11 protein-coding genes and 2 tRNA genes are annotated in these 14,465 nt (G+C 71.2%); 7 read left to right on the plus strand and 6 right to left on the minus strand.

Annotation, left to right across the window (positions count from 1 at the left end):
- The first annotated feature begins 32 nt into the window (after positions 1-32).
- The 3 genes from ASG23_RS01425 (at position 33) to ASG23_RS01435 (ending at position 1,813) form a co-directional block, all read left to right on the plus strand.
- Positions 33-1,058 (plus strand): hypothetical protein, encoded by a 1,026-nt coding sequence (locus ASG23_RS01425; RefSeq protein ID WP_056019047.1) that lies wholly within the window; start codon positions 33-35, stop codon positions 1,056-1,058.
- 12 nt (positions 1,059-1,070) lie between these two features.
- Positions 1,071-1,664: a YdeI/OmpD-associated family protein gene (locus tag ASG23_RS01430; protein WP_056019050.1), complete on the plus strand. Its 594-nt coding sequence runs from the start codon at positions 1,071-1,073 to the stop codon at positions 1,662-1,664.
- 60 nt (positions 1,665-1,724) lie between these two features.
- Positions 1,725-1,813 (plus strand) — tRNA-Ser (locus ASG23_RS01435).
- Here ASG23_RS01435 and ASG23_RS19375 read toward each other — a convergent pair.
- A complete protein-coding gene (locus ASG23_RS19375) occupies positions 1,795-3,063 on the minus strand; it encodes a low temperature requirement protein A (RefSeq protein WP_162242648.1) in 1,269 nt (422 codons plus the stop codon). The genes ASG23_RS01435 and ASG23_RS19375 overlap by 19 nt on opposite strands.
- Before the next feature lie 99 nt (positions 3,064-3,162).
- On the opposite strand from ASG23_RS19375, the gene ASG23_RS01450 reads away from it, so the two are divergent.
- A tRNA-Arg gene (locus tag ASG23_RS01450) sits at positions 3,163-3,235 on the plus strand.
- A gap of 380 nt (positions 3,236-3,615) precedes the next feature.
- Here ASG23_RS01450 and ASG23_RS01455 read toward each other — a convergent pair.
- Complete coding sequence (locus tag ASG23_RS01455) at positions 3,616-4,458, minus strand: hypothetical protein (RefSeq protein ID WP_157465466.1); 843 nt, start codon at positions 4,456-4,458, stop codon at positions 3,616-3,618.
- 376 nt (positions 4,459-4,834) lie between these two features.
- Between ASG23_RS01455 and lysX the strand changes: the two genes are divergently transcribed.
- Positions 4,835-8,200, plus strand: a complete 3,366-nt coding sequence (lysX, locus tag ASG23_RS01460) for a bifunctional lysylphosphatidylglycerol synthetase/lysine--tRNA ligase LysX (protein ID WP_082515651.1) — start codon at positions 4,835-4,837, stop codon at positions 8,198-8,200.
- A 4-nt stretch (positions 8,201-8,204) separates the two neighbouring features.
- Here the strand turns inward: lysX and ASG23_RS01465 are convergent, their stop codons facing one another.
- Positions 8,205-8,597, minus strand: a complete 393-nt coding sequence (locus ASG23_RS01465; protein WP_056019062.1) for a phage holin family protein — start codon at positions 8,595-8,597, stop codon at positions 8,205-8,207.
- Positions 8,598-8,761: 164 nt separating this feature from the next.
- Between ASG23_RS01465 and ASG23_RS01470 the strand changes: the two genes are divergently transcribed.
- Both ASG23_RS01470 and ASG23_RS01475 read left to right on the plus strand, forming a co-directional pair.
- On the plus strand, positions 8,762-11,233 hold the full coding sequence (locus ASG23_RS01470) for a glycogen/starch/alpha-glucan phosphorylase (protein WP_056020593.1): 2,472 nt from the start codon (positions 8,762-8,764) through the stop codon (positions 11,231-11,233).
- Between the two features lie 157 nt (positions 11,234-11,390).
- Complete coding sequence (locus ASG23_RS01475) at positions 11,391-11,780, plus strand: DUF5997 family protein (RefSeq protein ID WP_200941498.1); 390 nt, start codon at positions 11,391-11,393, stop codon at positions 11,778-11,780.
- A 150-nt stretch (positions 11,781-11,930) separates the two neighbouring features.
- Here the strand turns inward: ASG23_RS01475 and ASG23_RS01480 are convergent, their stop codons facing one another.
- The 3 genes from ASG23_RS01480 to ASG23_RS01490 form a co-directional block, all read right to left on the minus strand.
- Entirely contained in the window at positions 11,931-12,764 is an 834-nt protein-coding gene (locus tag ASG23_RS01480) for a substrate-binding domain-containing protein (RefSeq protein ID WP_056019068.1), read from the minus strand.
- Positions 12,761-13,534: a tRNA (guanosine(46)-N7)-methyltransferase TrmB gene (gene trmB, locus ASG23_RS01485; RefSeq protein ID WP_056019071.1), complete on the minus strand. Its 774-nt coding sequence runs from the start codon at positions 13,532-13,534 to the stop codon at positions 12,761-12,763. Before trmB ends, ASG23_RS01480 begins: the two co-directional genes overlap by 4 nt.
- Before the next feature lie 66 nt (positions 13,535-13,600).
- Positions 13,601-14,383 carry a VOC family protein gene (locus ASG23_RS01490; RefSeq protein WP_056019074.1) on the minus strand — a complete coding sequence of 261 codons (783 nt, stop codon included), beginning with the start codon at positions 14,381-14,383 and terminating at the stop codon, positions 13,601-13,603.
- Between the last annotated feature and the right edge of the window lie 82 nt (positions 14,384-14,465).

Raw genomic sequence — 14,465 nt, forward strand, 5'->3', positions numbered from 1 at the left:
CAGACCGTGCACCCGACTGCCGGAGGGGTCCGATGAGCGAGCTCGACGACGTCGTCGACGACCTGTACTCCGGTGCGCCGGCCGAGTTCATCGCCCGGCGCGACGCCGCGGTCAAGGCCGCCCGCGCGGACAAGGACCGTGCGCTGGCCGAGGCCATCGGTGAGCTCCGCAAGCCCACCGTCTCCGCGTGGCTGGTCAACCTGCTCGTGCGCGACGATGCCGACCTCGCCACGCAGATCGTCGCCCTCGGCGAAGGTCTGCGCGAGGCCGAGAAGTCCCTCGACGGGCCCGCCCTACGTGAGCTGTCGAAGCAGCGGCGTCAGCTGGTCCGTTCGCTGGTCGCTCGTGCCCGCAAGCTCGCGCAGCCGACCGGGCAGAAGATCGGCGACGCCGTGGTGCAGGAGCTCGACGCCACCCTCACGGCCGCTCTGGCCGACCCGGCCGTCGCCCGCGAGGTGGTCTCGGGACGCCTGACCGCCGCACGCGAGTACGCGGGGTTCGGCAGCGCGGAGACGCCCGATGCGGAGGCGTCGACACCCGCCCCCGCACCGCCACGCCCACCGAAGCCCCCGAAGGCGACCCCCGCGCGCGGGAAGCTCCGGCTGGTGGGGGAGTCGGAGAGGGCCGATCCGACCGGGGAGTCCGCCGCGGAGCGGGACCGCCGACGCCGCCGCGAGGAGCGCGAGCAGCGCGCCCGCGACGAGGCCCAAGCCGCGTGGGAACAGGCGGAACGCGTGGCCACCGAGGCGCGGCGGCGCCACGACGCGGCGGTCGCGGCTCGCGAGGAGAGCGCCGCCGAGGTCGCGCGGACCGAGGAGGCCGCCGCGCGCGCCCACCAGGAGGAAGACGACCTGGTGCGCGCGCTCGCGGAGGCCCGCCGCCGGCTCGCCGCCGCCGGGAAGGCCGCCACGGTCGCGGACAAGGAGGTCGGCACCGCGCAGCAGACGCTCCGTGCCGACGAGCGCGAGCTCGCCACGGCGGAACGCGAGCTCCACCGCGCGGAACGCACGCGCGACTCGGCCGCGGCGGCCCGGGAAGCCGCCTCACGCAGCGACTGACGAGGAGGACGCATGGCAGGCAGGGACGACGCCCCGCAGGTGCACGCGGAGACGGTGGAGCAGTGGCGCGACTGGCTGCTCGCGAACCACGCGACGCAGACCGGTGCGTGGCTGGTGTCGTGGAAGGCGCCCACCGGCAAGCCGTCCGTGAAGTACGAGCTCGCCGTCGAGGAGGCGCTCTGCGTCGGCTGGATCGACTCGGCGGGACGCACGCTCGACGACGAGCGCCGGGCACTCTGGTTCACGCGTCGCAAGGCGGGCAGCGGCTGGGCGCGGACGAACAAGGCACGCATCGTCCGGCTGGAGGCCGAGGGCCGGATGACACCGGCCGGCCGCGCCGTCATCGACGCGGCCAAGGCCGACGGCTCCTGGACGCTGCTCGACGACGTCGAGAACCTGGTCGTCCCTGACGACCTGGGCGCGGCGTTCGACCGCTACCCCGGCTCCAGGCAGAACTTCGACGCGTTCCCGCCCTCGGCCCGGCGAGCCATCCTCGAGTGGATCGTGCAGGCCAAGCGTGAGGCGACCCGCGCGGCCCGCCTGGAGGAGTCGGCGCGGCTGGCGGCGCAGAACGTCCGGGCCAACCAGTGGACGCCCAAGGCGTAGCAGCAGGTCAGAGGCCGCTTTGGTGGTGGGCCACCGGCACGGGTACCCTGTGCTGGTCCTGGAGACGTCGCATAGCCCGGTCTAGTGCGCGACCCTGCTAAGGTCGTGAAGGCGTAAGCCTTCCGTGGGTTCAAATCCCACCGTCTCCGCTCTCAGAACAGCCCGAACCCTCAGGGTCCGGGCTGTTGCTGTGCCCGGCCCGCCGGCTCAAGACGACGTCGCCGACGATGACCGCCAGCAGCACCCCGTTGGACGCCCAGTTCAGTGCGAGCGGCGTCAGCGCGTCCCTCAGCAGGAACGCCGCCAGCACCACGACGACGCCGACCAGGTGCGTGACCGACCACCGACCACCGGTGGCTCGTCGGAAGAACGCGTTCCCCAGCAGATACACGGCCGCCGCGCCGCAGATGAGGCCCGCGGTCCACGTGTCGGTGTGCCCGAGGGGGTGCAGGAGAACCACCTCGTCGGCGACCGCGGTGAGCACGATGCCCACGATCAGCAGGAACGGGACGTACGTGTAGGCGGTCTGCGCGACCATCCCCGGGTTGGTCCGCGACGAGAAGTAGGCGGTGGCGGACTGCTCGGACCGGTCGAAGAACAGCAGCCACATGAGCACCGTACTGACGAACGCGGCCAGGAACGCCAGCACGGTCACTCCGTCGACCTCCAGCTCCGCGAACGCGGTGCCGGTCACGATGATCGACTCGCCCAGGCTGATGATGAGGAACAGAGACACCCGCTCGGCCATGTGCGAGCCACGGACGGACCAGGTGTGCGGGTTGGTCGGACCGAGCCCCGGCACCCAGAACAGCGCGCGGGGACCGGCCATGTCGAGCAGTGCCGCGACGATCCAGAGCACCAGCCGTGTCTGCTCGTCGGCGAGCGCCCCGCCGATCCACAGCGCCCCGGAGACGCTCAGCCACACCGTGATCCGCACGAAGTTCTCGGCGTTCTCGGGCCAGTGCCGGCCCATCGCCCACACCGTGAAGAGCGTCCGCCCCACCTGGATCAGCACGAACGGGACCGCGAACAGCAGCGCCTTGCCCTCGAACGCCTCCGGGATGGCGCTCGACATCAACAGGCCCAGCAGCATGAGGACGAGCAGCATGGCTCGGACCGGCACCTGGTCCGGGTCCAGCCAGTTGGTCACCCACGTGGTGTCGATCCACAGCCACCACACCGCCCAGCCCAGGATCAGGGTGTGCAGGAGCGTGGTCAGGTCGGGGTGCGTGATGAGGCTGTGCGACAGCTGCGTGACCGCGAACACGAACACCAGGTCGAAGAACAGCTCCACGTAACCGACCCGGCTGCTGTCGTGGCCGTCGCCGTGCCGCAGCACGTCCGCCCGCATGCCCCACCGGCCGCCACCCGTGCCGATGCGGTTCGCCGTGGACGACATGGGCGCGATCCTGCCACGAGCGTGTGACGGCTCACGTCGATCCGGTTTGGGATGCCGGGCTCCTGGCCTGTATCGTCGTCTCCGGCCCTGCGGGGTCATGCGCCCGTAGCTCAATGGATAGAGCATCTGACTACGGATCAGAAGGTTGGGGGTTCGAGTCCCTTCGGGCGCACAGCTGTTCGACATGAGGGCCTGGCCATCGGCCGGGCCCTCGTTCGTCGTACACCACCGCGCGTGCGGGTCGGCCGCGCGGCGCCGGCTACGGTGCGTCGTGGGTCGAGCCGACTCCGGCGCCGGTCCTGTGGATCGCTGCCGTGGTCCTGGTGTCCGTCGCGCTCGTCGCGGCGGTGCGCTCGAGCAGCCGCCCGCTCGGCTGATCCCGCGGGCGCGACGACGATCCGACCACTCCATGTCCATGTGGCGCCGTCGGCCTCCCGCTCAAGGGATCACGGCGCCGGCTGCTCCGGCGCGGGCGCCCGCAGGCACTGACGCGGCCGATCCCTGGACTCTTCGCACGCTGGCGTCACGCTGCACGAGCGGCGTGAGGGTCGGTCAGCTTGGTTCGGACACGTTCGTATCGAAGGTGAACTCTCGGCAGTTGAACGACAGGCTCGTCAGCACAACCCCATTGAAGCTGTCCGTGGAAAACACGAACGTCACCGACGTCACGGCCAGGTTGCCCGCCGTGTCCAGTGCATCCTGCAGCGTGCCCACGTAGGGGTAGCCCACCCCTGGGTTGGGCGGGAGCAGCGGGTCCCAGCTGTAGAAGTTGTCAGCGATGCGGTTGTAGTGCAGGTCGCCCTCGGGGGTGGTCAGGACGATCTCAACCGTCTGCACGCCCTCGACCGACGTGGTGTCGGCCTCGAAGCCTAGGTTCAGGGCGTCCTGGAGGGAGAAGTCGGTGATAGCCGAGATGCCACCCGCGACGAAGTCTTGGGAGCTGATGCTCAGGCCCCCCTCGACAAACTCAGCGGCGCCGTAAAGTTGCCACCCGGCCGAGCTCGGCGTGATCGGCCCGGCCGGCTGCGACACGCACTCGTTCGGCGTCAGGCCCGTGCCCGCCGCGACGAGGTGCAGCGAGACGTGGCTGATTGCCTGGGGCAGTCCCCGCTTGTTGACGACCGTCGAGGTGACTGTCACCGTGCCGTCCCCGTTGACGACGAAGTCCGCGCCGTATCTCACGATCGTCGCGGCCTTGTAGCAGAGCGCGTCCACGTCGTAGCCCTCCGGAACGGCGACCGTCTCGGTGACGGACGTCAGGTCCTCCACTTTGTACCAGCCGCCATCAGGCCCGACGACTTCCTGAGGGCAGCTCTCCTGCCCGACGCCTGCACGCACCTGGGCCATCCCGGGTGACGCGGACCCGGGTGCCGCGGCAGCGACGACGAGCGCCACGGATGCCAGAAGTGCGCCAAGTGTTCGGCTGCTCACGAGGTTCTCCTTCGCGCTCAGCGAGGGTGTAGCGCCGTGAGCACCTTTCGCGAGGTTTGCCCCGATTGTTCTCCGCACCGGCGCCACCGGTCAAGGTTGTCGCCCGGGCGGCACACGGGATGCTGTTCGGCGTTCGGAGCACCGCACACGGCGCGGTGCTCACGGGCTCCGCGCCTTCAGTCTCGCGACTGCCGTCCCTGTCGGCGCCGTGACCGAGCCTGGCGCCTCGCCCTGCGCCCCCGTTATGTTCCACACAGGCTTCCGGCAGCGACTGAGCGCGCCTGCGGGGGCGAGGGTCGACGAGCACGCGGCGCAGGCCGCCTCGGGAAACGAGGGGCACATGACCGACGTCGTGACGAGCACCGAGGCGGTCCCGGAGGCCGTCGACCGGCGACCGGCCGTGGGCCAGCCGACGCGTCTGGACGACCGGTGGCCGGACCGCTTCGCCGCGGTCATGTTCGTCGCCTGCGCGCTGGTGCTGGTCTCGGCGGCCGTCCCGTCGTTCCGGCGCTACTTCGCGCAGCCCGACGACGCCGTCTCGATGCTCACCATCCCGATCATCCCCAACATCGTCTACGCAGCGCTGCTGGCCTGCATCGCCGCGGCGCTGCACCGCCGGCTGCGCGCCGCGTGGTGGATCTTCGTCGTCTGGTGGCTGCTGCTGCCGCAGGTGGGCCGGATCGGGGACCTCGTCGACGGGGGTTCCTGGCTGAACGTGGCCGGGTTGGTGCTGGTCACCGGTGGTCTGGTCATCGCTCTGCGGGCGCGCCCGCAGTTCAGCGCGCGGACGGTGCGCGGGAGCTTCTGGCGCGCGCTCGCACTGTTCCTGGTCGGCGGAGCGGTGACCCTGTTCGTGGGGGCGTGGCTGGTCACCACGTTCGGGGACGCCCCCGACAGCGGGTCGGCGGCGTACTTCGTCTGGGACGCGATGCTCGGCGAGCTCGGGAAGGTGGACAGCGCGAGCGCCGCGACGGCCCCCTGGTGGGTCCGGGGGATCATCAACCTCCTCGGCGCGGCGACGGTCATCGGCGCCACGATCCTGCTGTTCCGCTCGCCGTCGTACACACGCACGCTCGACGCGGCCGACGAGGCGCGGGTCCGGACGCTGCTGCGGGAGTTCGGGTCGGAGGACTCGCTCGGCTACTTCGCCACGCGCCGGGACAAGTCGGTGGTGTGGGAGTCGGGGGACGCGGCGACTGCGCGGGCCGGGGTGTCGTACCGGGTGGTCGGCTCGGTGAGCCTGGCCAGCGGCAACCCCGTGGGGGACCCGCTGCACTGGCCCGCAGCGATCGAGCAGTGGCGTCGGCAGGCGCGGCTCAACGGCTGGTCGCTGGCGGTCATGGGCGCCGGGACGACGGGGGCGCTGGCCTACACGGAGGCGGGGCTGTCGGCGTGGGAGATCGGCGACGAGGCGATCCTCGACATGCGGACGTTCTCGCTGACCGGCCCGGGGATGAAGGCGGTCCGGCAGTCGGTGACCCGGCTGCAGCGCAAGGGGTACACCACCCGCGTGACCAAGCACGGGTCCCTGGACGCGGCGCAGTTCGCAGCGCTGGACGCGGCGGCGGCGCAGTGGCGTGGTGACGGGGGCGACGAGCGGGGCTTCTCGATGGCGCTCGGCCGGCTCGGCGACAGGCTGGACGCCGACTGCGTGCTGGTGGAGGCGCACGACGTCGACGGGCAGCTGCGCGCGTTCCTCAGCTTCGTCCCGTGGGGCCGCACGGGCGTGTCCCTCGACCTGATGCGTCGGGACCCGACCGCGGACAACGGCCTGGTCGAGCTCATGATCGCCTCGCTCGCGGAGCGCGCCACCGCGTTCGGTGCGGGGCGCGTGTCGTTGAACTTCGCGATGTTCCGGGAGGCGTTCGAGCGGGGGGAAGAGGTGGGTGCCGGACCCATCGCACGGTTGTGGCGGCAGTCGCTGGTGCTGGCCAGCCGGAACTGGCAGCTCGAGTCGCTCTACCGCTCCAACGCCAAGTACCAGCCCGAGTGGCAGCCCCGGTTCATCTGCTTCGAGTACACCTCGGACCTGCCCCGGGTCGGGACGGCGGCGGGCAGCGCCGAGGGCTTTCTCACGCGCCCGTCCCTGAAGCTCCTCAACCGGCGGGGACGGTCGGCCGAGACCGGCGCGCTGGACCGCGCGGGGGAGGACTACGCGGCGCAGGTCGCGGCGCAGATCCCCGTCGCCCCCGACGCCGTCGAGGAGGCGATGTCCGCGCACAGGCTGCCGGAGCAGCAGCGTGTGCGCCGCGAGAAGGCGGACCGGCTGCGCGCCCGCGGCATCGACCCGTACCCGGTCACGTACCCGCGGACCCACACGCTCGCGGCCGTCCGTGCCGAGGCCGGCGAGCTCGCGCCGGACACCGCCACCGGACGGCAGGTGTCGGTGGTGGGACGGCTCATCCGCATGCGGGACGGCGGGAAGCTCGGGTTCGGGACGTTGCGGGACGGCAGCGGCGACCTGCAGGTCATGGTGGGCGCGGACGTCGTGAGCGCGGCCGACCTCGAGCTGTGGCGCCACGACGTCGACCTCGGCGACCACCTCGGGGTCACCGGCGAGGTCGTCACGACGAAGCGCGGCGAGCTCTCGGTGCGCGCCGAGTCGCTGCAGATCACCAGCAAGTCGCTGCGCCCGCTGCCCGACAAGCACAAGGGTCTGACCGACCCCGAGGCCCGCGTGCGCGCGCGCTACGTCGACCTGATCGTCCGGCCGGCCGCGCGGGACATCGCCTACACGCGCGCGACGATCGTGCGCAGCATCCGTGACTCGCTGCACGCCCGCGGGTTCGCCGAGGTCGAGACGCCGATGCTCCAGGTCATCCACGGCGGTGCCAACGCCCGCCCGTTCGAGACGCACATCAACGCCTACGATATGGACCTCTACCTGCGCATCGCCACGGAGCTGCACCTCAAGCGGCTGGTCGTCGGCGGCATGGAGAAGGTGTTCGAGATCGGGCGGCAGTTCCGCAACGAGGGCGTCGACTTCAAGCACAACCCGGAGTTCACGTCGCTCGAGATGTACGAGACGTACGGCAACTACGACACCATGCGCGTCACCACGCAGGAGCTGATCCAGGAGGCTGCCACCGCGGTGTACGGGTCACCGATCGCGCGCCGTGCGGACGCCGACGGAACGGTGACCGAGTACGACCTGTCCGGCACCTGGCCGGTCAAGACCGTCTGCCAGGCCGTCTCGGAGAAGCTCGGGGAGGAGATCACGGCGGACACGCCCGTCGAGGTGCTCCGCCGGCACGCCGACGCCCTCGGGCTCGAGCTGGAGCCGGGCGCCAGCTGGGCGGTGGTTCTCGAGGAGATCTACGGCCTGCTCTGCGAGAGCACCACGACGACGCCCGTCTTCTACACCGACTTCCCCAAGGAGAACTCGCCGCTGACCCGCGAGCACCGCGTCGACCCCCGGCTGGCCGAGAAGTGGGACCTGGTGATCTTCGCCTCCGAGCAGGGCACCGCCTACTCCGAGCTGGTCGACCCGCTCGAGCAGCGCCGCCGCCTGGTCGCGCAGTCGCTGCTGGCCGCCGCGGGCAACCCGGAGGCGATGCAGGTGGACGAGGACTTCCTCACCGCCCTCGAGTACGCGATGCCGCCGACGGGCGGGATGGGCCTGGGCGTCGACAGGCTGGTCATGAACCTCACCGGGCTGGGCATCCGCGACACGATCCTGTTCCCGCTGGTGCGCCCGACACGCTGACCCGTCAGGCGGCGGCTCGCCGCTTCTCCACGCGGTTGCGCAGGAAGATCAGCGGGAGGATCAGCGTCCCGAGCATCGTGACGATCCAGACCGTGAGCGAGCCGACGACCCACGCGCTGGTCCCGCTGATGGTCAGGCCGTCCCCGACGAGCGTCGCGACGAACAGCGCGACGACCGTGGTGACGAGGCCGACCGCACCCGTGAGCGCATTCGCGTGCCTCTGGGTCACCGACTGGAACCAGGGTGTGAGGATGCTCTGCAGGACCGCGAACACGACGACGGCGACGAGGAACCCCGACGCCGTCACGGTGAACCCGTCGACGAACAACGACGCGATCCACAGCCCGAGAGCCGCCGACGCCAGGAAGATGCAGGCCCGGATGAGAAAGACGACCATGCGCGCACGCGCTCCTTCGTCGGTGGCGGTCGCAGGACTGCTCCCGGCCCTTGAGCCTCACAGTAGGGACTGGCCGTACGCGCCGCCAGGGTGTGACCAGTCCGTTTGTTACGAGTGATCGCACGAGTGCGCTCTGGCCCGGGTCGCCCGCTACCGTGGCGAGGGTGACGGACAACACGACTCCCATCGCCACCCCCGAGCACACCGTGGACGGGTTTGTCAGGGAGTTCCTGCGGGAGCTCAACTTCGGGCAGGGCACCGACCTGACGCGCGCCTCGGTGAACGACAAGTACCTCGCGATGGCGCGCACCGTGCGCCACTACCTGATGGTCCGGTGGCTGGCCACGCTGCGCCACCAGTACAAGATCCAGGCGAAGTCGGTCGCGTACCTGTCGGCCGAGTTCCTCCTGGGCCGGCAGCTGGACAACGCCCTGCTCGCCGCCGACCTGGACGAGGTCGTCGAGGAAGGGCTGGCGTCGTTGGGCATCGACCTGGCGGAGCTGCGCGAGGCGGAGGTCGAGCCCGGCCTCGGCAACGGCGGCCTCGGTCGGCTCGCGGCGTGCTTCATCGACTCGCTCGCCACGATGAACGTCCCGTGCATCGGCTACGGCATCCGCTACGAGTACGGGATCTTCCGCCAGACGTTCGTCGACGGCTGGCAGGTGGAGAAGCCCGACAACTGGCTGGCGCTCGGGTCGCCGTGGGAGTTCCCGCACCCGGAGTCGGCCGTCACCGTCGACTTCGGCGGGCACACCGAGCAGTACGACGACGAGGGTGTCACGCGGTCCCGCTGGGTCCCGGGCTGGAGCGTCCTCGGTGTTCCCTACAACTACATGGTCCCCGGCTTCGAGAACGGCCGCGTGAACACCCTGCGGCTGTGGAGCGCTCGCGCGACGCGTGCGTTCGACCTGGAGATCTTCAACGCCGGCGACTACGCGCAGGCCGTCCGGGCGCAGACGTTCGCGGAGAACATCTCGAAGGTCCTCTACCCGGAGGACTCGACGCCGCAGGGCAAGGAGCTGCGCCTCCAGCAGCAGTACTTCTTCGTCGCGTGCTCGCTGCGCGACTTCCTCGACCAGGTCCTGCCGCGCGACTTCGACCTGCGCAACCTGCCCGACCGCATCATCTTCCAGCTCAACGACACCCACCCCGTCATCGCGATCCCCGAGCTCATGCGGATCCTCGTCGACGAGCGAGGCTGGGAGTGGGACGAGGCCTGGGCCGTCACGCAGAAGTGCTTCGCGTACACGTGCCACACCCTGCTGCCCGAGGCCCTGGAGGTCTGGTCGGTGGAGCTGCTGGGCAAGCTGCTGCCGCGGCACCTCGAGATCATCTACAAGATCAACGAGCTCTTCATGGACGAGCTGCGAGTGGCCTATCCGGACGACGAGCTGCGCGTGCGCCGCATGTCGATCATCGCCGAGTACCCCGAGCGCGCGGTCCGGATGGCGTACCTGGCCACGGTCGCCGGATCGAAGGTCAACGGGGTGGCCGCCCTGCACTCGCAGCTGCTCAAGGACAAGGTCCTGCACGACTTCTCCGACCACTTCCCGGACAAGTTCACCAACGTCACGAACGGCGTCACCCCGCGACGGTTCGTGCGGCTGGCCAACCCGGGGCTGTCGGAGCTGATCACCTCGGCGATCGGCGACGGCTGGGTCACGGACCTGGGCAAGCTCAAGGAGCTGGAGTCGTTGGCCGACGACGCCGGCTTCCGGGAGGCGTTCCGGACCGTCAAGCGCACGAACAAGCTCCGGCTGGTCGACGTCCTCGCGGCGCGCGACGGCATCACGTTCGACCCGGACACGATGCTCGACGTCATGGTCAAGCGGCTGCACGAGTACAAGCGGCAGACGCTCAAGCTTCTGCACGTCGTCACGCTGTACGACCGGGTGACCTCGGGTGCCGTGAAGATCGAGGACGTCACGCCGCGCACCTTCGCCTTCGGCGCGAAGGCGGCCCCTGGCTACAAGATGGCGAAGCAGACCATCGGCCTGATCAACGCCGTCGGTCGCGTCGTCAACAACGACCCCGCGCTGCAGGGCCGGCTGACCGTGGCGTTCCCCGCCAACTACAACGTGACGCTCGCGGAGAAGCTCATCCCCGCGGCCGACCTGTCGGAGCAGATCTCGTTGGCAGGCAAGGAGGCGTCGGGCACCGGAAACATGAAGTTCGCGCTCAACGGTGCCCTGACCATCGGCACCGACGACGGCGCGAACGTCGAGATCCGCGAGCTGGTGGGCGACGACAACTTCTTCCTGTTCGGTCTGCTGGAGCCCGAGGTCGCCGAGATCGTGGACCGCGGGTACCACCCGACCTCCTACTACGAGGAGAACCGCTCGCTGCGGCACGCGCTCGACCTCATCGCGTCCGGGACGTTCTCCGGCGGGGACCGGGCGACGTTCGAGCCCATCGTGTCCAACCTGCTCTCCGAGGACCGGTTCCTCGTGCTGGCCGACTACCAGGCGTACATCGACGCCCAGGAGCGGGTCGACGAGGCCTACGCGGACACCGAGGCGTGGACCCGGTCGGCGGTCCTCAACGTGGCCCGCTCGGGCTTCTTCTCCTCGGACCGCAGCATGCGCGACTACATCGAGCGCATCTGGCACACGCACCCCGTTCTGCCGGAGCGCTGAGCTGGAGTGGAGCGAAGGGTGGGCGCGACCACAAAGAACAGGTGGTGACCCGCAACGTCCGAGGAAGTGCCTGCCAGAGCGCGCACTTCCTCGGACGTCGTCGTGTGGTGGCGGGGCCTACCCTTGACGCGTGACACCCGCGAAGAAGTCCCAGGAGATGAAGGCGTCCACCGCCGCCGCCAAGCTCGACGTGTACCTGCCGGCGACCCCGGAGGACTTCCAGAACCGGATGATCACGCGCGACGAGCTGACCGAGCTCCAGCGCACGCCCCCGCAGTGGCTGGTGGACCTCCGCCGCGACGGGCCGCACCCGCGCAGCGTTATCGCCGGCCGGCTGCGCATCTCGATCAGCGGGCTGGCCCGCGGTGGGATCACCGACCCGCTGACCACCGAGGAGATCGAGGCGCTGCAGGCCGAGCCGCCCAACTGGCTGGTCCGCGAGCGCGAGATCGCCGCCCAGGTCCGCCTGGAGGAGCGTCTCAAGGAGTCGCGCGAGGCGGACCGCAAGGCTGACGCAGACCGCAAGGCGGCATCCGGCACGAGCTGATCCACTCGCCAACGCCCTGCCGACGCGGGCGTCCCGTCGTGAACCATCCCGCGCGAACGAGCCATAGGTGACGTTGCAGCACCTGATGGCGGCACTCGTGGCTGGGTCGCGGGCAGGAGGCGGGTCGAGCGGGCAGGCGGCGGTGGTCGCTCAGCGGCCCGGGCGGGGCTTGCGGGGGTTGGGCTTCTTCGGCGACGACGAGTGGGCCGATGACGACCGTCCGGACCCACCCTTGCCCGCGCTCTTGCCCGACACGCCCTTGGTCGATCCGCCCTTGCCTGACCCGGCCTTGGCTGGTGCGCCGGCACCCTTGCCGGACGCGGACGTGCCCGTGCTCGACCCGCCGGGCTTGCGACCTCGGCTGGTCGGCTCGGGAGGCGGCGGGGCTCCACGGCCGCGGGAGCTCGTCGCCGTGCGGCCGCGGACGATGCCGATGAACTCCTCGGTGAGGTCGTCGTACCGGTCGGTGACCCAGGCGAGGCCGACGGCGGACCCGGGGGCGTCCCGCACGACGCGTGCCGTGAGGCCGCGGCGCTGGTGCAGGCGGCCGAGCGACTGCGGCAGCACGAGGACCCCGACGCCGGCGGCGACCAGCTCGACCGCGTCCGCGGTCGTCGGCACGGGATCGCCCCCGAACGGGGTGCCCGGCGGGTCGGTCCAGTGCAGCTGGTCGTCGAGGGGGACGACCAGGGTCTCGTCGTCGAGGTCCGCAGCGTCGAGCTCGTCGACCACGGTGACCACGTGGTCCTTCGGCACGATGACGACGGTGGCCTCGGTGTACAGGGGGATCGTCGACAGGTCGTCGCCGACCGCCGGCAGCCGCACGAGGGCGACGTCCGCGGCGCCGGTGCGCAGCAGCGGTACGGCCTCGGCGGGGGAGGTGTGCACCAGCTCGACGGGCACGTCCGGCAGCCGCTGCTGCCACACGCGCAGCCAGCGGTCCGGGTTGACCCCGGGGACCAGAGCGATCCGGAAGGTGCTCATCGGACCCGCCGGAAGACCAGGTCACGGACCTCGTGGCCGAGGTCGAGGCCGCGCTGCTCGAACTTGGTGGTCGGCCGGTGAGTGGGCCGTGGGACGAACCCGTCGGCGGTGTTCTCGAGGAACGGGTCGGCCGTGAGCGCCTCGAGCATGGCGTCCGCGTAGTCGACCCAGTCCGTGGCGCAGTGCAGGGTGCCGCCGACCCGGAGCCGCGAGCGCAGCAGCGCGACGTGCGACGGCTGGACGAGCCGACGCTTGTGGTGGTGGGCCTTGGGCCACGGGTCGGGGAAGAACACGTGCACGGCGTCCAGCCCCGGACGGGGCCCGTCGCCCGTGCCGGGTGACGGTGAGGCGGGCAGAGCGGTCCGGAGCAGGTCGAGCGCGTCGCCGTGGGCGACCCGGACGTTGGTGAGCCCGGCGCGGTCGACCAGCCCCAGGAGGTGGGCCACGCCCGGGAGGTGCGCCTCGACGGCGAGATAATCCCGTGACGGGTCTGCGGCAGCCATCGCGGCGGTCGTCTCACCCATGCCCGAACCGATCTCGAGCACCAGCGGCGCGGACCGACCGAAGAGCGCCGTTGCGTCCAGGAGCCCGTCAGCGGTCCGCGGCATCGGTGAGGCCGGGTCGTGCACCGAGAACCCGAGCTGTGGCCACAGGTGCTCGAGGGCGTCCTCGCGCTCGCGGCTCAGGGGAGCGCGGCGCGGGTGGAACGTGCGCAGCGGCTCGTGCGGGCGCGCGGCCACGTGCCGGAACGCGTCGGACGGGAGGCTCACGATCCGCCAGCCTAGGCGCCGCTGTCCGCGGCCGCGTGCACCCGGTCCGCTCGAGAGGCCGTCAGCTCAGGACCCAGCGACCGGTCCGATGAGCGCGAAGACCTCGCCGAACGGCCCGGACACGATCGCCATGCGCCCGAACGTGCTGTCCGTCGGCGCGCTGACGACCGCGCCGCCCAGCTCGGCCACGCGTGCGGCCGCGGCGTCCGTGTCCGTCACCGCGAAGTAGATCGTCCACGCCGCCGGGGCGCCGACGCCCGCCTGGGCGCCGTAGCCCCCGACGCCGGCCGCGGGATGGCCGTCCAGGGACAGCGACGCGTAGGTGAAGCCGGGGGCGCTGAGGTCTTCGACGGTGTACCCGAACACCCGCTGGTAGAACGCGACCGCCGTCGGCTGGTCGTGCACCATGACCTCGCACCACACCATGGAGCCGGGCTCGTCGACGACGTCCCAGCCGGTGTGGTCGGCGGGCTCCCAGATGCCGAACACGGCCCCGGCGGGGTCGACGAAGATCGCCATGCTGCCGAAGTCCATGATCGTCATCGGGTGGACGACCGTCTGACCGCCCGCGTCCCGGACGGCCTCGGCCGTCGCGGCGAGGTTGTCGGCGGCGAGGTAGACGCACCAGGCCGGGGGCGGCACGGGGTCGTCGCCCATGGGCTCGCCGAGGCCGACGACGCGGCGGCCGTCGAGCAACGCCTGCGTGTAGTAGCCGAGCTCGGGGCCGCCCGCCTCGAACTCCCAGCCGAACAGGGGACCGTAGAACGCGCGGGCGACGGTCAGGTCGGGGACGGTGATGTCGGCCCAGGCCGGGGTGCCGGTGGGCCAGGCCTCACGGTGCGTGGTCATGCGGACAGCCAACACCAGGGCACTGTCGGACGCGCGCTGACCGGCGCAGATGCACCCGGACAGGAGACATCGCGCAGCGGGT

The organism is Cellulomonas sp. Leaf395 (genome assembly GCF_001424125.1).
Lineage (GTDB): Bacteria > Actinomycetota > Actinomycetes > Actinomycetales > Cellulomonadaceae > Cellulomonas.